At 33.3% G+C, this 20,853-nt stretch carries 21 protein-coding genes; 2 read left to right on the top strand and 19 right to left on the bottom strand.

Annotated features, from left to right (window positions below; genetic code table 11):
* Complete coding sequence (locus QE431_RS16625; RefSeq protein WP_057116806.1) at positions 1 to 765, top strand: LytTR family DNA-binding domain-containing protein; 765 nt, start codon at positions 1 to 3, stop codon at positions 763 to 765.
* A 135-nt stretch (positions 766 to 900) separates the two neighbouring features.
* On the opposite strand, the gene QE431_RS16620 is transcribed toward QE431_RS16625, so the two are convergent.
* Together QE431_RS16620 and QE431_RS16615 are read right to left on the bottom strand one after the other, a co-directional pair.
* Positions 901 to 1,926 (bottom strand): COX15/CtaA family protein, encoded by a 1,026-nt coding sequence (locus QE431_RS16620; protein WP_281866374.1) that lies wholly within the window; start codon positions 1,924 to 1,926, stop codon positions 901 to 903.
* A gap of 14 nt (positions 1,927 to 1,940) precedes the next feature.
* On the bottom strand, positions 1,941 to 3,374 hold the full coding sequence (locus tag QE431_RS16615; RefSeq protein ID WP_307297843.1) for a CCA tRNA nucleotidyltransferase: 1,434 nt from the start codon (positions 3,372 to 3,374) through the stop codon (positions 1,941 to 1,943).
* Positions 3,375 to 3,809: 435 nt separating this feature from the next.
* Here QE431_RS16615 and yaaA point away from each other — a divergent pair, with 435 nt between their 5' ends.
* Positions 3,810 to 4,568, top strand: coding sequence for a peroxide stress protein YaaA (yaaA, locus tag QE431_RS16610; RefSeq protein ID WP_307297840.1), 759 nt, complete (start codon positions 3,810 to 3,812; stop codon positions 4,566 to 4,568).
* A gap of 166 nt (positions 4,569 to 4,734) precedes the next feature.
* Here the strand turns inward: yaaA and QE431_RS16605 are convergent, their stop codons facing one another.
* The 17 genes from QE431_RS16605 to QE431_RS16525 form a co-directional block, all read right to left on the bottom strand.
* Complete coding sequence (locus QE431_RS16605) at positions 4,735 to 6,324, bottom strand: MDR family MFS transporter (RefSeq protein ID WP_057116802.1); 1,590 nt, start codon at positions 6,322 to 6,324, stop codon at positions 4,735 to 4,737.
* 4 nt (positions 6,325 to 6,328) lie between these two features.
* Positions 6,329 to 7,408 carry an HlyD family secretion protein gene (locus tag QE431_RS16600; RefSeq protein ID WP_057116801.1) on the bottom strand — a complete coding sequence of 360 codons (1,080 nt, stop codon included), beginning with the start codon at positions 7,406 to 7,408 and terminating at the stop codon, positions 6,329 to 6,331.
* Positions 7,409 to 7,420: 12 nt separating this feature from the next.
* On the bottom strand, positions 7,421 to 8,740 hold the full coding sequence (locus tag QE431_RS16595) for a TolC family protein (protein ID WP_057116800.1): 1,320 nt from the start codon (positions 8,738 to 8,740) through the stop codon (positions 7,421 to 7,423).
* A complete protein-coding gene (locus tag QE431_RS16590) occupies positions 8,730 to 9,359 on the bottom strand; it encodes a TetR/AcrR family transcriptional regulator (RefSeq protein WP_057116799.1) in 630 nt (209 codons plus the stop codon). The genes QE431_RS16595 and QE431_RS16590 overlap by 11 nt, the downstream gene beginning before the upstream one ends.
* Positions 9,360 to 9,636: 277 nt before the next feature.
* Complete coding sequence (trpA, locus tag QE431_RS16585; RefSeq protein WP_307297833.1) at positions 9,637 to 10,398, bottom strand: tryptophan synthase subunit alpha; 762 nt, start codon at positions 10,396 to 10,398, stop codon at positions 9,637 to 9,639.
* A 70-nt stretch (positions 10,399 to 10,468) separates the two neighbouring features.
* Entirely contained in the window at positions 10,469 to 10,789 is a 321-nt protein-coding gene (locus QE431_RS16580; RefSeq protein WP_057116797.1) for a gamma-glutamylcyclotransferase family protein, read from the bottom strand.
* 69 nt (positions 10,790 to 10,858) lie between these two features.
* On the bottom strand, positions 10,859 to 12,040 hold the full coding sequence (gene trpB / locus QE431_RS16575; RefSeq protein ID WP_307297830.1) for a tryptophan synthase subunit beta: 1,182 nt from the start codon (positions 12,038 to 12,040) through the stop codon (positions 10,859 to 10,861).
* A gap of 12 nt (positions 12,041 to 12,052) precedes the next feature.
* Positions 12,053 to 12,664, bottom strand: a complete 612-nt coding sequence (locus QE431_RS16570; RefSeq protein WP_307297829.1) for a phosphoribosylanthranilate isomerase — start codon at positions 12,662 to 12,664, stop codon at positions 12,053 to 12,055.
* A 182-nt stretch (positions 12,665 to 12,846) separates the two neighbouring features.
* Positions 12,847 to 13,632, bottom strand: coding sequence for an indole-3-glycerol phosphate synthase TrpC (gene trpC / locus QE431_RS16565; protein WP_307297827.1), 786 nt, complete (start codon positions 13,630 to 13,632; stop codon positions 12,847 to 12,849).
* A gap of 36 nt (positions 13,633 to 13,668) precedes the next feature.
* Positions 13,669 to 14,661 (bottom strand): anthranilate phosphoribosyltransferase, encoded by a 993-nt coding sequence (gene trpD / locus QE431_RS16560; RefSeq protein ID WP_134139849.1) that lies wholly within the window; start codon positions 14,659 to 14,661, stop codon positions 13,669 to 13,671.
* A gap of 75 nt (positions 14,662 to 14,736) precedes the next feature.
* On the bottom strand, positions 14,737 to 15,303 hold the full coding sequence (locus QE431_RS16555) for an aminodeoxychorismate/anthranilate synthase component II (RefSeq protein ID WP_281866367.1): 567 nt from the start codon (positions 15,301 to 15,303) through the stop codon (positions 14,737 to 14,739).
* A gap of 83 nt (positions 15,304 to 15,386) precedes the next feature.
* A complete protein-coding gene (locus QE431_RS16550) occupies positions 15,387 to 15,830 on the bottom strand; it encodes a hypothetical protein (RefSeq protein ID WP_281866366.1) in 444 nt (147 codons plus the stop codon).
* 91 nt (positions 15,831 to 15,921) lie between these two features.
* Positions 15,922 to 17,322: an anthranilate synthase component I family protein gene (locus QE431_RS16545; protein WP_307297823.1), complete on the bottom strand. Its 1,401-nt coding sequence runs from the start codon at positions 17,320 to 17,322 to the stop codon at positions 15,922 to 15,924.
* A gap of 299 nt (positions 17,323 to 17,621) precedes the next feature.
* Entirely contained in the window at positions 17,622 to 18,902 is a 1,281-nt protein-coding gene (locus QE431_RS16540) for a hypothetical protein (protein WP_134139853.1), read from the bottom strand.
* Positions 18,903 to 19,104: 202 nt separating this feature from the next.
* A complete protein-coding gene (locus QE431_RS16535; protein WP_057116788.1) occupies positions 19,105 to 19,671 on the bottom strand; it encodes a YceI family protein in 567 nt (188 codons plus the stop codon).
* A 39-nt stretch (positions 19,672 to 19,710) separates the two neighbouring features.
* Entirely contained in the window at positions 19,711 to 20,343 is a 633-nt protein-coding gene (locus tag QE431_RS16530) for an NAD(P)H-dependent oxidoreductase (RefSeq protein WP_057116787.1), read from the bottom strand.
* 9 nt (positions 20,344 to 20,352) lie between these two features.
* The gene (locus tag QE431_RS16525; RefSeq protein WP_057116786.1) at positions 20,353 to 20,811 is read right to left on the bottom strand and encodes a MarR family winged helix-turn-helix transcriptional regulator; all 459 of its coding nucleotides are present in this window, start codon (positions 20,809 to 20,811) and stop codon (positions 20,353 to 20,355) included.
* Positions 20,812 to 20,853: the final 42 nt, after the last annotated feature.

Below are 20,853 nucleotides of genomic sequence, written 5' to 3'. Positions count from 1 at the left end.
ATGATCACATTAATTATAGAAGACGAAAAACCAGCGGCAAGATTACTGCAAAGAAAACTTGAAAAGTTAGATGTAAAAGTAGAAACGATGCTTCATTCGGTTGAAGAATCAGTTGAATGGTTTGAAAATAACCCTCATCCAGATTTAATTTTTCTGGATATCCAATTATCAGATGGTTTGTCTTTTGAAATTTTTGAAAAAATTGACATCAAAAGTGCTATTATTTTTACTACTGCATATGATGAATATGCTTTAAAGGCTTTTAAATTAAACAGCATTGATTATCTTTTAAAACCAATTGATGAAGATGATCTTGAAGTGGCCGTTTCGAAGTTTAAAACCCGTATGCCAAAAGCAGCAGAAAGTTCAAATCTGCAATTAGATTTTGAGCAGATTCGCCAAATGCTTTCCAATCCTTTTGAGAAAACGTACAAAAAGAGGTTTACAGTTAAAATTGGACAGCATTTAAAAGTCATTACTACAGAAGAAATAGAATGCTTTTTTAGTGAAAATAAAGGAACATACATTCATACTTACGAAAATCGTGATTATTTAATCGATTCGACTTTAGAAATCCTGGAGCAGGAATTAGACAAGAAAGATTTCTTTCGCGTAAGCAGAAAATTTATTGTGCCGTTAAAAGCTATTAAAGAAATTCAGGTGTATACCAATTCTCGTCTAAAAGTTATTTTACCAACTTACAGAGAAGATGAGGTTATTGTAAGCCGAGAAAAAGTGCAGGATTTTAAATCTTGGCTGGCATAAAACTTTTACTTTAAAATAGATTTCAACAGATTATAATTCATTCGAATTAAATCTATTCCATAAAAATGCCCCCAAATAGTGTCTAACTTTTTGGGGGCAGTTCAATTCGGCTCTTTTTAGTTTACATAAAATGAGTTATTTGCTCAGTCGGTGCAGCGTAAAAGTCATAGCGCTTAAAAGGAAAAATGCCATAATCTGGTGAATTAATCCTAAAGCCAATGGAACGCTGTATAATAATGTGAAAACTCCAAGTAAAAATTGGATGAAAACAAAAACTACAAGAGTTTTGATTCCGTTAGATTGTGTGTTTGTCAGCGAAATTTTGGTACTTCTGTAATATAAAAACAAAATAAAAGCTACAACAACATAAGCAAAAGTTCTATGCACAAACTGAACACCGCTTTTTCCTTCAATAAGATTTTTAATTAATGTTGGCTGTTCGATGTAAACCGAATCATGAATAAATTGCCCATCGCTCATTAAGGGCCAGTGATTGTGAATTAATCCAGCATTTAATCCAGCAACAAATCCGCCATAAATAATTTGGATTAGTAAAGCCACTAAAGCAAATCGTCCAATGTTTCTTAGCGGAATATTGATTCTGCTGTTTTTTTCAGGATAGATTAAATCTAAAGCGACCCAAAGTGTATAAGCAAAAGTGATGAAAGCAAAAGTTAAGTGTAATGAAAGTCTAAAGTGACTTACATCTGGATTATCAATCAAGCCGCTTCTCACCATAAACCATCCTAAAAATCCTTGGAAACCTCCCATCGCCAAAAGAATGACACATTTTTTGATGGTTGCGCGATCCAGTTTTTTTCTAATTAAGAAATAAACAAATGGGACAAAGAAAACCAATCCAATAATACGACCGATGAAACGGTGAAACCACTCCCAGAAATAAATGAATTTATAATCTGCTAATTGAAAATCGTTATGAATATTGATTTTTTGATACTCAGGAAACTTTTTATATTCATCAAATGCGGCCTGCCATTTGGCTTCAGTTAAAGGTGGAAATGTATCGGTTACCAAATGCCAGTCAGTCATTGATAAACCTGAATTGGTCAAACGTGTGATTCCGCCCACGACAACCATTAAAAACAATAAAACACAGCCCGATAGTAACCAAATGATTACTGATTTATTCTCTTTTTTCATTTTATAGATAGTACTTATTTCTCTACTTTTTTTAAGCCCAATTTAGCAGCTCTTTTAATCACAAAATCATAAGCTGCCTGATATTCATTCGGAATATCTCCTTCTAAAATGGCTTCTTTCACTGCTTCTTTTAAAATTCCGATTTCTCTTGAAGGTTTTAAATCAAATATTTCCATAATTTCTTCACCAGAAATTGGCGGTTGAAAATTACGAACATGATCGCGTTCTTCAACTTCAACAATTTTCTTACGGACGATTTCAAAGTTCTTGTGATATTTTTTGAATTTCGATGGATTTTTAGTCGTAATATCGGCTTCGCATAAAGTCATTAGATTTTCAACATCTTCACCAGCATCAAAAACCAAACGACGAACTGCGCTATCGGTCACAATATCCTGCGCCAAAACAATCGGGCGCGAACTCATAATAACCATTTTCTGCACAAATTTCATTTTATGGTTCAAAGGCATGTGTAAACGTTCAAAGATTTTCTTAGCCATTTTTCCGCCTAGGAATTCGTGGCCATGAAAAGTCCATCCTTGTTTTTTAGTGAAACGTTTTGTTGGCGCTTTCCCAATATCATGCAGTAAAGCCGACCAGCGTAACCAAACATCATCTGTATTTGGGCAAATATTATCGACAACTTCAAGCGTGTGGTAAAAGTTATTTTTATGCGTATGACCTTCAATTTCCTCTACCTGATTCAACGCCGTTAATTCAGGTAAAATAATATCCAAAAGTCCAGTTTTATATAAAAGTAAAAATCCGATTGAAGGTTTATCTGTAGAAAGAATTTTATTTAATTCGTCTACGATTCTTTCGCCAGAAATAATTTTAATACGTTCAGCATTTTTTGTGATCGCGTTTAGCGAGTTTTCTTCAATCTCAAAATTCAATTGTGTGGCAAAACGAATCGCGCGCAGCATTCGCAAAGGATCATCAGAATAGGTAATATCTGGATCCAAAGGCGTTTTTATTGTTTTGTTTTCTAAATCTGCCAAACCATCAAACGGATCTAAAAGATCACCAAAATTACTTTCGTTTAATGATAAAGCCAAAGCATTTATGGTAAAATCACGACGGTTTTGATCGTCTTGAAGTGTTCCGTTTTCTACAATCGGATTTCGGCTGTCAAAATTGTAAGACTCTTTTCGGGCTCCAACAAATTCGATATCCGTATCTTCAAAACGCAGCATTGCTGTTCCGTAAGTTTTAAAAACCTGAACTTTTGGGTTTTTCGGAAGTAGTTCAGACACTTTCAAAGCCAGTTCAATACCGCTTCCAACTGCGACAACATCGATATCCTTTTTAGAACCTCGGTTTAAAAGCAAATCGCGAACAAATCCGCCAATAACGTAACTGTCAACATTAAGTTCTTTTGATGCTTTCGAAATTATATCGAAAATTTTGTTTTGTAAAGCAGTTTTATAATTTGTTTGTGTAGCCACGAATTCAGTGATTTTTGAGTAAAATGCATTTTATATTTTAATAGAAATAGTTTCTATTAAAATAGAATAAAAATGCATGCAAATTTACAACATAGAAAATGCCTATTATAATCTACAGCTCACTTTTTTGAAGAAATTAATAGTTTTTAATATCGATTTTTATGAATTGAGAAAAAGGTTTGCCACGAATTATACAAATTACCACGAATTTATTTTTTTCTGCCACAGATTACAGGATTAAAAGGATTAAAAAATCTGTGTAAATCTTTTTAATCTGTGGTAAAAAATCTTCGCGACCTGCATGAAAGAAAAATTCGTGCTAATTTGTGTAATTTGTGGCGGAAGAAAAAACTATAGAGCAATAAAACAAATCAATTAGGATAATCTGTTTTTAGAAATGCAATTTGTATTTTTGAGTCATAGAAAAAAGCACAAATGAAAATAGTTATATCGCCAGCAAAGTCTTTAAATTTCGAAAAAGAATTACCAACTACAAAACATACAGAGCCTTCATTTTTAAAAGAAGCAAGAGTAGTTCATAAAGTGGTTAAACAAAAAAAGCCATCTGAATTATCTGAATTAATGTCAATCTCAGATAAATTGGCAGATTTAAACTGGAAAAGAAATCAAGATTGGAAAACGCCTTTTACGCCTGAAAACGCGCGTCCTGCGGTTTATACTTTTGATGGAGATGTTTATACAGGCTTGGATGCTTATACTATTCCGTTAGAGAAATTAGAAGCGCTTCAAGATAAATTAAGAATTTTATCTGGTCTTTATGGTCTTTTAAAACCGCTTGATTTAATGCAGGCATATCGTTTAGAAATGGGTACTAAAATGCCAGTTGGTGAATACAAAAACCTCCACGAATTTTGGAAACCAACAGTTACAAAAGCGTTGAACAAAGAATTGAAAAAGGGTGAGTTATTCGTGAATTTAGCGAGTAACGAATATTTTTCTGCTGTTGATGTAAAAGCTTTAAAAGTTCCTGTTATTACTCCAGACTTTAAAGATTATAAAGACGGAAAATTAAAAATGATCAGTTTTTTTGCCAAAAAGGCGAGAGGTATGATGGTTCGTTATATCATCGATACTAATGCTGAAACGGTAGATGATTTAAAAGGATTTAATTATGATGGATATCAGTTTGATGCCAATCTTTCGAAAGGAAATCATTTGGTTTTTACAAGATAATTTCTAAGATGCTAAGATTCTAAGTAGCTGAGGTTCTAAGTTTTTTACAGAGTTATTTAAAAAATTCAATAAAATTATCCTCTTAGAAAAGAAATAATAGTAAAATAAAAAGCCGAGTTACAGGAAAGTGAACTCGGCTTTTTCGTATTATAAATAATTATTAACATTAATGCATCGCATCTGCGGGATTAATTTTATTCTTCCCTTTTTTGATAAAGAGAATAATCGGTATACAACATAAAAACATAATTCCTAAGTACATGAAAATATCCATGTAAGCCATTACTGTACTTTGTTTCATGACTGAACCTTCTATTGCCTGATATGCTTTTTTCAAAGCAACATCTGCACTATATCCTTTCGACATAAAGGCGTGCTGCATTCCTGCAATTCGTTGCTGCACTTCAAATTTGGCAGGATCAAGATTGTTTATTAAATCTACTCGGTGTGACTGGCTGAAACGTGTGATGAAAGTGGTAATAATCGCAATACCAAATGATCCTCCTAATTGACGCATCATTCCTGTAAAAGCTGCACCTTCACCAATTTGTTTTCCTTTTAATGTAGAAAGCGAAAGGGTGGTAATAGGTACGAAAAGTAATCCAAGACCAATTCCTCTTAAAATTAAAGGCCAGTACATATGTTCAACTCCTGTATCAGGTGTCATACGGCTGTACATCATGAATGTGAAGAAGAAGAAAACTAAAAATCCTACTCCAACCATATATCCTTGAGGAACACCTTTCTGAATCATATTTCCAACAAATGGCATCATAATCGCCGTTGTAATAGATCCTGGAATTAATAATAATCCGGCATCAGTTGCGGTCCACCCTAAAATGGATTGCGTATAAATTGGTATAATTAACGTCGAGCCATATAAACCGAAACCAAGTATGAAACACATAATAGTTCCGATTCGTAAATTTCCATCTTTTAAAACACTCAAGTTTACAATTGGATATTTGTATGTCAGCTCTCTCCAAATAAAAAGAACTAATCCTAAAACAGTTATGACACTTAGAGTTACAATAAGTGAATCGTTAAACCAATCGTCCTGCTGACCGTGTTCTAGTACGAATTGTAAAGAACCAATAAAGGTGCTCAACAAAACAATTCCCCACCAGTCAACCTGATTTGCTTTTAATTTTTCTCCATATTTTGGACTTCTAACAAAAGTTAAAGCCAAGATAGTTGCAATAATTCCTAACGGAATGTTGATATAGAAAATGTACGGCCAAGAATAATTATCTACTAAATATCCTCCTAAAGGCGGACCTAAAGTTGGACCAACAATTACACCCATTCCGTAAATTGCCTGCGCCATTCCACGTTTTGCAACTGGGTAACTTTCTGTAATAATTGTTTGGGCTGTTACCAGAAGCGCTCCACCACCCATACCTTGTACGAATCGAAAGGCTACAAGTTCCCAAATATTTGTGGCATTACCACACAAAAAAGAACAGACCGTAAATATTATGATGGAAGCCACAAAATAATTACGTCTTCCAAATTGCTGTGATAGCCAGCTCGTCATCGGAATTACAATAACATTCGCAATTGCGTATGCTGTAATTACCCACGCCACATCGGTCAAGGTAGCACCAAGACTTCCGCGCATGTCTGTTAGAGCTACGTTTACGATCGTGGTATCAACAATTTCCAGCAATGCACAAAGTACAGCTGTAATTGTAATTACAACACGTCTGAAGCCGTATTCTACTAAATCGTCGTCTGCTTGTATTGCTGTTGCCATTTATTTATTTTAAATGTACGTCTACATCAACATTCATTCCTGGTCTTAAAAGTTTTACTTTCTCAGGATCGTTTGATTGGTCTAAACTAATTTTTACTGGTAATCTTTGAATTGTTTTTACGAAGTTTCCTGTTGCATTATCAGGAGGTAACAATGAAAAACGAGATCCTGTAGCAGGAGAGAATGAAGTTACAGTTCCTTTAAACTCATAATTTGGATACGCATCAACTTTTAAGCTTACTTTTTGTCCCACAACCATTTTGTTTAATTGTGTTTCTTTAAAATTAGCTACAACCCAAGCTTCATTATTATTGATAATGTAGAATAAAGATTGTCCTGGCTGTACTAATTGTCCTGGTTGAATATCAACTTTAGAAACCTGACCATCAATAGCTGCAGTTACAACTGTGTAAGAAAGATTTAAGTGAGCAACATCTAACATTGTTTTTGCTTTTTTGATGTTTGCTGCTGCAACTTCTGTTTGTTTGTCAGAAACTTTAGATTTTGACTGAATAACAGATTTTTGATAAGAACTAGCTCTTTGTTGTTGTTCTAAAACACGTACTTGGTTTTCAGCCTCTTCTTTTGCAGTTAAAGCCTGCTCATATTGTTGTTTTGTAATAGTATGAGTTTTGTACAAGTTATTGTAGCGGTTGTAATCGTTTGTAAGTTGTCTCAATCTAATTTTTGCACTTTCGATAGAACCACCTGCAGATCTCATTTGAGCATCAGAAACTGAAATACTTGCGTATGCACTTCCGATATCAGCTTTTGCAGCTTCATATTGACCTTCAGCACCTAATAATGCAGCATTTGCTTCATCAATTTTTAACTGATAATCTCTCTTGTCGATAGTAAATAAAGTATCTCCTTTTTTTACATAATCATTATCTTTCACATATACTTTGCTGATATACCCAGAAACTCTTGGGATAATCGGGTTCATTTTTTTCTCAATTTGAGCATCATCTGTTTCTTCGTGAGCCAATGAGTGCATGTATTTTGATATTCCGTAAGTTCCTCCCACTAAAACCAAAACGGTTAGTATGATGATGAATTTTTTATTTGTCTTTTTCTTTTCCATGAGAGATATCGATTATATTTTAGAAAGATTGAATGATTGTGATAATTGTCCTGATACTGAAAGTAGTTCGTAATATTTTTGAATAATTGTCGCTTTTGATACAGCTGTATTTATTTTTGCGCTTAATTGCTCAACATCAGCTTCTACCAAGTCATTGGTATCTGCCAACCCATTATCGAATTTATCTTTTACAAGTCTGTAATTTTCAGCTGCTTGTTGAAGTGCTTCGTCATAAACTACACTTTGATTGATTGCCAAGTCATAGTCTTCAAGAGATTTTTGAACTTCAACTTTAATGCGATCCGTCATAATAGCTTCGGTATTTTTAACTTCTAAAGCTCTGCTTTCTGCTTCTTTAACATGTGCGCTGTTTTTTAGAATTCCAGATAAATCATAAGATAAACCTAAACCAAAATTCATAGCATATTTTACAGTTATAATATCTTTAAGATCTAAAGCGGTATAACCTCCCAACAATGAAAGAGTTGGGTAATAAGCTGCTTTTGCAATCTTGATATTAGCTTCTGAAGCTTTTTGCTGTAAACGAATTGCTTCAAGATCTTTTCTGTTTTCAAGAGCCATAGCATCAGATGTAGGTGCGTTGGTTGTTTTCAAGTTGAAGAAATCTTCTTCATTTACCTCAATCTTTACAGATGGATCTAATTTAAGTATTGTCGTTAAATAATAATTAATGTTAGTGATATTATTATTAGCTTCATCGATTGATAATTGTGTCTTTGAAACTAATAATTGCGCTTTCAATAAATCATTTCTCGGAATAATTCCGTTTTTTTCCAATTCAATGAAATCAGTAACACGTTGTTTAGCGCTTTTTTGATTCTCATTTAGAGCATCTAAAGTTTTTTGTGCTTTGTATAGAGCAGTATAATAGGTAATAACCCTTAAAGCAACATCTTCTTTTGTTTTCTCAGCGTTAGCACTTTCAGCTTCGTATAATTTATCGTAAGCTTCAATGCTGTTTTGAATTTTAAATCCAGCAAAAAGAGGTAAGCTTAAATTCGCCATTCCTATCATTGCGCGGTCTGGAGAAGCCAAAGAAGCACCTTCACCTTGATTTGGCAAATCAATCGAAGCTTTTGTAAGACGTTGATATTGCCCAGAAATTTTTAAATCTGGATATTGGTTATTCTTAACCGTTTGTAATTCATACTTTTTTGTGTTTACCTTAGTATTGGCAAGCGTAACTTCGTTACTCTTCTCCCAGGCCATTTTCACGGCTTCGTCTAAGGTTAAACTTGTTTTTTCTTGTGCTTCAATTGAAGATATTCCTATAAAGAAAACTCCAAAGAGCATTAATTGACTAATTTTCATAAACAAGTAGCGCTTTTATAGTTTGTTGAATGTGCTTTGTGAGATCGTTTTTAATGTAATTGTTAAACATTTCTTCTGTTTTTAAATCCAATAATTCTTCGAAGAAAGATCGGTTCATATGGAAGTGAAAGAAGGTTCCAATAATAGTTGGTGTAATTAGTTGAATATTAATATCTTTTCTAAAAACACCCTGAGTCTGACCCTGTTTGATAATACTTTCAACAGATTTTAAATTTCCTTTTTTAAGTTCTGTAAACGCATTTAGGCTCTTCTCTCTTTTTTTATTGTTAAGTTCAAAATGTAAAACTCTGTAAATCCCTTTGTTAAGGCAAATTCTGTTAATGTAAATTTCGATTAATTTATTGACTTTTTCAAGAGGTTCAAGGTTTTCCTGTAATAAATTTTCGAGTTGTAATTTTAAATCAACAGTTTTGTAAAAAATCAAAGCTTCTAGAAGTCTTTCTTTTGAACCAAAATAATACGAAACCATGGCAATATTAATTTTTGCCTCTTTGGAAATATCCCGTATTGATGTCCCCTCAAATCCTTTCTCAGAAAATAGCTTTTCAGCAACATTAAGAATCTGAATTTTTTTATCGTTTAATTCGATCTGTGACATGATATTGTTTCTAATCGGATGCAAAATTAAACAGTTGTTTAATTTAAACGCTTGTTTAATTTTATTTTAACAAAATATTAACATAAAACGGTTTCGATAATTTTGAGCAAAAAAAAGCTGAAACACTTAGTATTTCAGCTGTATTAGTTTTATTTTTCATTCTGACGATGGAGGAGTCTTACTCGTAATGTGACAAAAATTGGCGACTTTAGAACTGGAATTTCTAATGAAATTACTCCTTCATCGGAATGACAAACAGAATTTTTAGTTTAGATAATTATCGAATCGCTCCAACAAAATCTTCAATTTTCCCACTACCTTTTTCACTCAGATGTTTAATAAAAGCACTTCCAATAATAGCGCCTTTTGCATATTTTGTGGCCTGATTAAAAGTTTCTTTATTTGAAATTCCGAAACCTACAATTTGAGGGTTTTTCAAGTTTAGGTTTGCGATTCTTTCGAAATAATCTTCCTGAACATTTCCAAAACCAGATTGTGATCCTGTAACGCTTGCAGAACTTACCATATAAATAAATCCGTTCGAAACACTGTCAATAAAACGAATGCGTTCATCTGAAGTCTGAGGCGTAATTAAAAACACATTAATTAATCCGTATTTTTCAAAAATAGCTTTGTATTCATCTGCATAAACATCTACTGGAAGATCTGGAATAATTAAACCATCTATTCCAATTTCAGCACATTTTTTACAAAAAGCTTCAACACCATATTGTAACATCGGATTAAAATATCCCATAATAATCAATGGAATTTTTACGCTTTCGCGGATGTTTTTCAGCTGATCGAATAGAATTTGAGTAGTCATTCCGTTATGAAGAGCCTGTGTAGAACTTGCCTGAATGGTTGGTCCATCTGCCAAAGGATCACTGAAGGGAAGCCCAATTTCAATTAAGTCAACTCCATTTTTTTCTAAATCTTCAATAATCTGCACGGTATCATTTAAGTTCGGATATCCTGCAGAAAAATAGATCGAGAGTATTTTTTTATCTTCTTGTAATTTCTGAGTTATTCTGTTCATTAGTGTGTGTTTTTGTCCTAACAGGTTTGCAAAAAACCGGTTACGTATTTTTTATCGTAATATTTATCGATTATTTATTTTCTGTATAAACCCATGCCATTCTTCCTGACTTTAGTTTGACTTGGACTCTTTTATATGAATTAGATTCGAATTGATCAACTTTTAATAATTCTGTATTAGTAACCTCAAAGACAGCACCATGGATAATGTCTTCCAGATTTTCACTTGGCACTGCAACGACATAATCTGCCATTCCAAATTCTTCTTCTATCTGCAAACTTTTTAATTTGAAACCCAGTATTTGATCTTGAGTTCCGTTTAAAACTTTATTGAAAATCTGCATTTGAATTTGTTTCGATCTTAATGTTCCGTATGAGAATAATAGTTCCATAATTATGATTTTTCTCTTTATTTGTTTGAGTTTGGATATCGGATTGGAACGTCCAAATTACAATTTTTATTACAATTTAAAGTAATCTATATAATTATCTAAATCTTTGTCACCACGTCCAGAAAGGCTGATAACCACAATATCTGTAGGTTTAAATTTTTTCTGATCTAAAACTGCAAAGGCATGCGCACTTTCGATTGCCGGAATAATTCCCTCTAATTTTGTCAGTTGTAAACCTGCATTCATCGCATCATCATCGGTTACCGAGAAAAATTCACCACGTCCGCTTTGGGCTAAGTGTGCATGCATAGGCCCTACTCCAGGATAATCTAATCCTGCTGAAATAGAATAAGGTTCAGTAATTTGTCCGTCTGCAGTCTGCATTAGCAAAGTTTTGCAACCGTGAATAACGCCTACTTTTCCTAATTTACTCGTTGCAGCGCTATGTCCGCTGTCAACACCTTTTCCTGCAGCTTCAACAGCAATAATGCCAACTTCTGGTTCGTGCAAAAAGTGATAATACGTTCCCGCTGCGTTACTTCCGCCGCCAATACAAGCTACTACATAATCAGGGTTTTCGCGGCCTTCTTTTTCTTTTAACTGCCATTTAATTTCTTCTGAGATAATACTCTGAAAACGCGTTACCATATCTGGATAAGGATGAGGTCCAATCGCAGATCCGATAATATAATGTGTATCTACAGGATTATTGATCCAGTCGCGAATCGCCTCGTTTGTGGCATCTTTAAGTGTTCTTGAACCCGAAAGTGCTGGACGAACTTCAGCGCCTAACATTTTCATACGTGCAACGTTTGGTGCCTGGCGCGCAATGTCAATTTCACCCATATAAACGATACATTCAATTCCCATTAAGGCACAAACAGTTGCTGTTGCAACACCATGCTGGCCAGCACCAGTTTCGGCAATAATTCTTTTTTTGCCCAAACGTTTTGCCAGTAAAATCTGCCCGATTGTATTGTTTACTTTGTGTGCTCCGGTATGATTTAAGTCTTCTCTTTTTAAGTAGACTTTGGTGTTGTATTTTTCAGATAAACGTTTTGCAAAATACAACGGACTTGGCCGCCCAACATAATCTTTTAGCAGTTGGTTGAATTCGGCTTTAAAATCCGGTTCGTCCATTATACTAAGGTATTTTTGACGTAATTCTTCTACATTTGGATATAACATTTCTGGAATATAAGCTCCTCCAAATTCTCCGTAATATCCTTTTTCGTTGACGTTAAAACTCATTTTATTTAAAGTTTAAAAGTTGGCAACATCAAATTTGCGTTTGAAGTTGCTAAATAGATTTCTGTTTTTCAGCCCTGGTTCGATTTCAAATTTACTATTTACATCGACAGCATAAATAGGTAATTTACTTTTTGAAATTTCTTCAATGGCTTTTAATTCGTTAATTCCGATGCCGCCGCTCAAAAAGAAAGGTTTATCAGAATTGTATTTTTTTAATATAGTCCAGTCGAAAGTGGTGCCGTTGCCGCCTGGTAATTTGCCTTTGGTATCAAAAAGAAAATAATCGCAGACACTTTCAACAGGTTTAATAATTTCAAAATCAAAGTTTTCATCAGCCGAAAACACTTTTATAATTTCGATTTTTTTCGGCAGTTGTTTTTTTAATTCCGATAAAAATTCGACGGATTCATTCCCATGTAACTGAACGGCTTGTAAATTGTATTTTGTTACTTTTTCCAGAATTTCTTCTTGGCTTTGATTGACAAAAACGCCTACTTTTTTAATTGTTTTTATCAGTTCCGGAATTTCTCCGTTAAAGTATCGTGCGGATTTTTCCCAGAAAATAAATCCCATATAATCGGGTAGGAGTGCGCCTACTTCGAGGATGTTTTCGGGGTATTTCATGCCGCATATTTTGAGTTTCATTACAGTTGTGTGTTTTTTACCGCAAAGTGCGCTAAGGTTTTTTAATTTTGATTATGCTTAAAGCGATAAGTTCGCAAAGGCTTTTTATTATTTTTTGCCACGAATTACACGAATTTTCACTAATAAAATTCGTGCTAATTAGTGTAATTTGTGGCAAACCTTCATATATTTAATTGTTTAATAAATTCTGTTGCAGCCACTCCAGCGTTGTCGGTTTTCATGAAGTTTTCTCCAATTAAAAAACCTTTGTAGCCGTAAGGTTTTAGTTCCTGAATAGCTTCGACTGATGAAATACCGCTTTCTGAAACTTTTACAAAATCGTCTGGAATTTGCGACGCCAATTCTTTACTGAAATTTAAACTTACTTCGAATGTTTTTAAGTTTCGGTTATTTACACCAATCATGTCTAAAGTTGGCATAATCGATTTTTCCAGTTCTTCTTGATTGTGAACTTCTAGTAAAACTTCTAAATCTAATTTTTTGGCAAATTCAGATAATGATTTGATTTCTTCTCTGGTTAAAACAGCAGCGATCAAAAGAATTAAATCTGCCCCGTGAGCTTTTGCTTCTAAAATCTGATATTCGTCTACAATAAATTCTTTTCGCAAAAGCGGAATATTTACCGATGCTCTAGCCAAAAGCAAATCGTCTAGAGAACCACCAAAGTATTTTCCGTCTGTTAAAACTGAAATTCCGCAAGCGCCTGCATTTTCGTAGCCTTTTACTACTTCTTCAACAGTAAAATTATTGTTAATGATTGATTTTGAAGGAGAACGACGTTTGTGTTCGGCAATAATTCCTGAATTACTTTCTTTTAATTTCTGACTCAGAGAAATAGTTTGTTTTCCAAAAAATACAGAAGCTTCCAACTGAGAAACTGGAATAATCGATTTCTTCAAAATCACTTCTCTTTTTTTGTCTATTATTATTTTATCTAAAATGTTCATTTTTAAAGATGCTAAGTTTCTAAGGTACTAAGTTTTTTAAAGAGATAGTTGTTGTAATTTTTTAAGAGCTTGATGTCCTTTTCCGGATAACAAACTTTCTTTTGCCAGTTCAAAACCTTCTTTTGGAGAGCATTTTGTAACCGTTGCGATTGCCATTGCAGCATTCGCTAAAACTACATTGTTTTGTGCTTCAGTTCCTTTTCCTGAAATGATGTTGATAAACATATCAGCTGATTCTTCGATGGTTTTACCGCCTTCAATTTCACTTTGTGATAAAAGATGAACACCAAAATCTTCTGGTTTCAACATTCCTTCCATGTGGTTAGAAATGGTTTTGGTAGGACCAGTTAAGGAGATTTCATCATATCCGTCAAGGGAATGCAGAATCGTAAAATTCACATCGGTGTTTTGATATAAATAAGCATACATTCTCGCCAGCTCTAAATTGAAAACCCCAACCAATTGATTTTTTGGAAATGAAGGATTTACCATTGGCCCCAGCATATTAAAAAATGTTTTTACGGCCAGTTCTTTTCTAATTGGTCCAACATTTTTCATCGCTGGGTGAAATAGGGGAGCGTGCAAAACACAAATTCCGGCTTGATCGATACATTTTTCTAAAAACGAAGGATCGTTGCTGAATTTAATTCCCATTTTTTCCATCACATTGCTTGATCCTGAGATCGATGAAACTCCGTAATTTCCGTGTTTGGCAATTTTAATTCCAGCTCCAGCAGAAACAAAAGAGGCTAGAGTTGAAATGTTGAAAGTGTCTTTTCCGTCACCGCCCGTTCCGCATAAATCTATTGTATTATAGGCTGATAAATCGACACGAATACATAATTCTAATAAAGCTTCGCGAAAGCCTGAAAGCTCATCGATTGTTATGCTTCGCATCATAAAAACTGTCAAAAATGCCGAAATCTGGCTTGGATTGTATTGACCGCTTGAAATATTAATCAATACATTTTTTGCTTCTTCTTTAGAAAGCACTTCATGATTGATTAATTTGTTTAATATAGTTTTCATTTTTTTTAAGATTCTAAGTTGCTAAGGGATTAAGGTTCTAAGTTTGAACTGAGACTGAATACTGAGGCTGAAAAACTAACTCTTAATCCAATTCTCTAAAATCCTTTTTCCGTTTGGTGTTAAAACACTCTCTGGATGAAACTGAACACCTCTTACATCATAGTTTTTGTGTCTAAGAGACATAATTTGTCCATTTTCGTCTACGGAAGTTGCTTCTAGATCATCTGGTAAATTGCTGTCTACAACCCAAGAATGATATCTTCCTACTTCAAATTCGTTACCTAAACCTTCAAACAAAATTTCGTCTGAAACGACTGTTTTTACATTTGTTGCAACGCCGTGATATACTTTATCAAGATTTGAAAGTGTTCCGCCAAATACTTCTCCAATTGCCTGTTGTCCTAAACAAACGCCAAGAATACTTTTCGTTGGACTATATTTTTCAATTACAGCTTTTAATAAACCCGCTTCATCTGGAATTCCAGGTCCTGGAGAAAGTAAAATTTTATCAAAAGATGCGATTTCATCAATATCAAATTCGTCGTTTCTATAAACGGTTACTTCGCAGTTTAAATCTTCTAAATAGTGCACTAAATTGTAAGTGAAACTATCGTAATTGTCTATAACTAGTATTTTTTTCATGTCTTTTTTGTTTCAGGTTTTCTATGTTTCAAGTTTCACGTTCCAATAACTTGAAACTTGAAACCTGAAACTTGAAACCAATTTTATTTTTCTCGAACGTATTTTTCTGTAATAATTCGATTGATTCCTAATTTTTCTACTTTCTCAACACCTTTTTGTATTAAAGTGTCGTTTTGAATTTTTACTACAAATTCAAATTTGCCATTTTCCCAATCACGGTTATTAAAATATTCTAGGTTTTCGGTATAAATACTGTCTTTCAAAGTATATTTTCCTCCTCCTGCAAAATATACGGCTGTTGTAGAATCTTTTCCGTTTTTCAAATCATGATTTAAAAAAGCAAAATGACTGTCATTTATAATTTTAATCATTTTTGTGTTTGCATTGAAAGTCGAAAAAGTAGAATCTTTCTCTGTCGTTTCAGCAGAAATAAGACGCCAGGTTCCTTCAATAGAATTTTGCTTTTTTTCGGAATTACAAGCTGTGATCGTAATGATTAAAACTAAAATTGAAATTACTTTTTTCATGGATTATTGATAGTTTATGGTTTGTGGTTTGTTGTTAATTGTTTAAAGTTTCGGGTTTCAAGTTCTGCGACTGAAAACTGAACACTGATGACTAAATTTTCTCTGCCATTTCCAACGCCGTATTTAAAGCTCTTAATTTATTATAAACTTCCTGCATTTCACTTTCTTCATCTGAACTTGCTACTATTCCTGCACCAGCCTGACAATGCAATTGGTGATTTTTAGAAAGGAAAGTTCGGATCATAATGGCGTGGTTAAAATTTCCGTCAAAATCCATAACACCTATTGCGCCTCCGTAAAAATTACGATTGGTTTTTTCGCAGTCTTCAATTAACTGCATAGCTCTGTGTTTTGGAGCACCGCTTAATGTTCCTGCTGGAAACGTGTCTGCAACTACCTGCATTGTTGTAGCTTTGTCGTGTAAATGTCCAGTAACTTTTGATACTAAGTGAATTACATGCGAAAAGAACTGAACTTCTCTATATTTTTCAACATTTACGTCATGTCCGTTTCGGCTTAAATCATTTCTAGCCAAATCGACTAACATTACGTGTTCGCTGTTTTCTTTTTTATCTTCAGAAAGTTCTTTAGCCAAAAGAGCATCACGTTCGTCATTTCCAGTTCTTTTAAAAGTTCCAGCGATTGGATGAATCTCAGCTTTTCTGTCTTTTACGATAATCTGTGCTTCTGGCGAAGAACCGAATATTTTGAAATCTCCATAGTCAAAGAAAAATAAATATGGAGAAGGGTTAATGCTTCTTAAAGCTCTGTAAACGTTGAATTCATCACCTTTAAAACCTTGTGTAAATCGGCGGGATAAAACCAATTGAAATACATCACCTCTGTAGCAGTGCTTTTTCGCTAAAGCCACATTTTCTTTAAATTCTTCATCGGTTAAATTTGAAAATCCTTCGCCTTCTTTTGCAAATTTGTATGAAGCAATATTTCTAGATTGTAATAATTGTTCGATCTCAGCAATGTTATTTTTCCCGTCTAAACTGTGGCAGAAAATATATGCTTCATTTTTAAAGTGGTTGATCGCAATAATGTTTTGGTAAACGGCATAAAAAATATCTGGAATTGCAGTTGCATTGTCTTTTTTCGCAATAGAAACCTTTTCAAAATAACGAACAGCATCATAAGAAATGTATCCGAATAAACCATTGTTGATGAATTTAAAATCGTTTTTTTGAGATTTAAACTGGCTTGAAAATTCCTGAATGACCTGCGGAATATTTGTAGAAGCATCAATATTGATTTTTTCTGAAGTTCCGTCAGGAAAAGTTTTAGAGATAACTTCGTTTTCAATTTTTATAGTAGCAATCGGATTACAGCAGATGTAAGAGAAACTGTTGTCATTTCCGTGATAATCACTACTTTCCAATAATAAACTGTTCGGGAATTTATCTCTAATTTTAAAATAAATACTTACTGGAGTAACCGTATCTGCCAGAATTTGTTTGTAATGTGTATTAAGAATAAAAGGTTTCAAAATGTATAGTTTTATTTAGTTCGTTTTTTTTTTATTTTAAATTTTGACCAAAAAAAAAGGCTTGTCGTGATGACAAGCCTTTTATATTTTATAGTTTTACAATACCATAGGAAGCTTTGTTCACGACGTCTGACGTAAATTGTTCCACCACCAAGTATTGTTTAATATTGTTCTCATTTCTGTTTTTGTTGTGACAAAGATATAAATGTAATTTGAATTGAAGTACATAAAATTTGAAAAAAATCTTTTCGAAAATGCAAATTTTGTTAAATTTTGATCAAATATACTATGGTAACTCTTTAATTACCAATTGCTATTGTGTTGTTTACATTTAACCTAAAATCTGGATTTCCTTTGATATTAGGAAGCGCAAATAAGTCATTAAGCTTAATTTTAGTAAATTCAATTCCGTTTGCAGGATTGCTGTAATAGCTTTTTATGCCAGAATTGTTACTTGTAGATTCGCTTTCAATTTCACCAGTACAATTATTAGCAACAACATTTTTAAAAGTAATTTTAGCTAAATTAGCTTCCCCATTTCCGATATTTCCTTCCAATAAAACAAAAGGGGAAAATCCAGAAATGACACTGTTGGTTAAATTGAAAAATGTATTTTCTTTAATGTATGCAGATTCTCTTACCAAGCCTTGATTGTTTTCTTCTAAATTAACCAATGTAATGTTGGTTGCATTAATTTTGGTCATTTTTTTGGTCATATCAGTATTAGCGACCTTCTCATAAGAATCTACCTCAAAACATCTTGAACCTGAAATATCCGAAGAAAACGGATGACGAATTGCAATACTATTGCTGATATTAATTTGAGCACCTTGTGTAAAATCAAAATCATCATCAGTTGTTCGGTATGAAATTAAATTGCTCATATTCAAATCACCGCCATAACATTCGAAAGAATCATCGTTTGAAAAACTAATTTGTATATTACTAACAATTGTTTTTCTTCCAACACCAGCAAGAGAAAGTCCGTTTAATTCTTTTGAAGCACTCAGTTTTCTTCCCGCATATTCGATTCTCACATATTTTAAAATTCCAGAATTATCTTCAGCATCGGTACCTCCATAATGATTCAAATTTGCTTCTAGATCAAAAGGCAGAGTATGCATGCCTCCTAAAGAATTTATTGGAGCTTTTCCTAAAACAATGATTCCGCCCCAATCTCCTGGTTTTCTATTGTTTATTTCTTTTTCTGATGTAAAAATAATAGGATCTGTTTCCAGACCTTCTGCGATAATTTTTGAACCAGTTGTAATAACAAGAGTCCCGCAGGTTTTGTCGTCGCCTCGAATTACCGTTCCTGGTTCAATTGTCAAAGTTGCATTATTGGTAACGTAAACCACACCTACTAAATGATAAGTATTACGCTTTAATAATTTGGTGTCTTTATCAATGTTTCCAGCGATTATATTGGTAGCTTCATTGTAGTCGTTAGCAGCAGGTTTAAAGTTCGTCCAATTGTTCATCCAGTTTGTATTTCCGATAATTCCTTTTGGCTGTTGCTGCGCTTGTGCGAAAAAGCTGATAGTGAATAGAATACAGGCAATACGTAATTTTGTTTTCATAACTATGATTTAAATTTCTAGTTGTTGATTTTTTTAATTTCCCCAAAATTAGAAGCCCAATGTTAATCAAAGTCCTGATACTTATTACGAAAGCGTTATTATACCATTAAGAACGTTAAGATTTTGAAAAGAAAAAAGAAACCCCAGCAGTATCAAACTGCTGGGGTTTATTACAATTTTTGAATTAGTAAGTTTTAAAATATTAGAATTTTAAAGCTACAGTCAATTCAAATTCGTCATTGATAGTTTTGTCTCCTAAACCTTCGAAGAAGCTACCTGATCCGTATTTAATATCGTATTTAGTTCTGTCAACTTTGAAAGCAGTTGTAGCAGTGTTTCCTTTTACAGTGATATCAAAAGTTACTGGTTTAGTAATTCCTTTGATAGTTAAATCTGCAGTTACAGTGTAAACGTCAGTAGATTTAGCACCAATAGTTTTGAAAACTAATTTTGAAGTTGGGAATTTTTCAGTTCCGAAGAAATCATCAGCTTTTAAGTGCCCGTTTAATTTTCCTTGGTATTCTCCAGTTAAATCAGTTGAAGTTAATGAAGTCATGTCAACAGTAAAACTACCACCAACTAATTTTTTTCCTTTGAAAACTACAGCTCCATCTTTGAAGTTTACAGTTCCAGAGTGCTCTCCAGTTACTTTTTTACCTACCCATTTAATAGTAGACGCTTTTACGTCGATTTTTTTAGTTTGAGCGTTTACTGAAATACCAGCTGCTGCTACGAATAATGCTATTGCAATAGTTTTTAAATTTTTCATGTTTTTTAAAATTAAAATTTGAATTTGATTAATAAATAATTATAGTGTGATAAATAATTCTTCGTGAGATTTTCTAACTTTTTTAAAGTGCTGTGTATTGTCTTCTTCATGTCTGTAACCTACAGTTGCAATTACAGAAGCATTTAAACCTAATTTATCGAAACCTAAAATTTCGTTGAATTTAGCAGCATTGAAACCTTCCATTGGAGTAGCATCAATTTTTAATTCAGCAGCAGCATTTAATAAGTTTCCTAAAGCTAAATACGTTTGTTTTGCTGTCCAAATATGTTTTGCTTCTACAGGTAAATTTGAGATTACACCTTTCATCATATCGCTGAATCCTCCTAATGCATCTGCAGGAACACCTCTTGTTTCGCTGATAGTGTTGATGTATTTGTCAACAGAAGCTGCATCAAGGTTTAAATCGTTAGCAAAAATAAATAGGTGAGAAGCATCAGTAATTTGTGCCTGCCCGTAAGCTGCGCCTTTTAATTGCTCTCTTAATTCTGGATTTTCAACGATAATTACTTTATAAGGTTGTAATCCGTAAGAAGAAGCGCTTAATCTAACTGCTTCTTTCAGAGTATTTAAATCATCAGATGATATTTTTTTTGAAGCATCAAATTGTTTCGTTGCATAACGCCAATTTTGATTTTCTAAGAAATTGCTCATAGTATTAATTTATTTATTGGTTCTGTATTTTTCTAATAATTGATTTAAGAAAGTTAATTCTTCTGGCTTTAAATTGTCAGCAAACGTTTTCTCATGTTCGTCTACTTTCGGATCTAATTCTTTTAAAACATCTAATCCTTTTTGAGTAATCAAAACTTCAATTTTTCTTCGATTATCCGGACAAACATTTCTAGTTACAAACTCTTTCAATAATAATTTGTCTACCAGCCGTGTTGTGTTGCTTGTTTTAGCAAGCATTCGCTCTTGTATTACGCACATATTGGCAGGTTTTCCTTTTTGCCCTCTTAATATACGTAACACATTATATTGTTCTCCAGATAAATCATACGGTTTAATTAACTCGTTGAAATGATCCTGAATCACATTCTGCGTGTACATGATATTCAGAATAACTTTTTTCGCATTATCCATCTTAACCGTACTCTTAATAACCTCTTCAATTGTCATAGTCGTAAGTGTATAATTTGTATATACAAATGTAGAACTTTT

Origin of the sequence: Flavobacterium sp. SORGH_AS_0622 (assembly GCF_030818825.1) — a bacterium.
Taxonomy (GTDB): Bacteria; Bacteroidota; Bacteroidia; order Flavobacteriales; family Flavobacteriaceae; genus Flavobacterium.
Note: the sequence above shows the minus strand (reverse complement) of the source record. Positions and strands in the feature narration are given on the sequence as shown.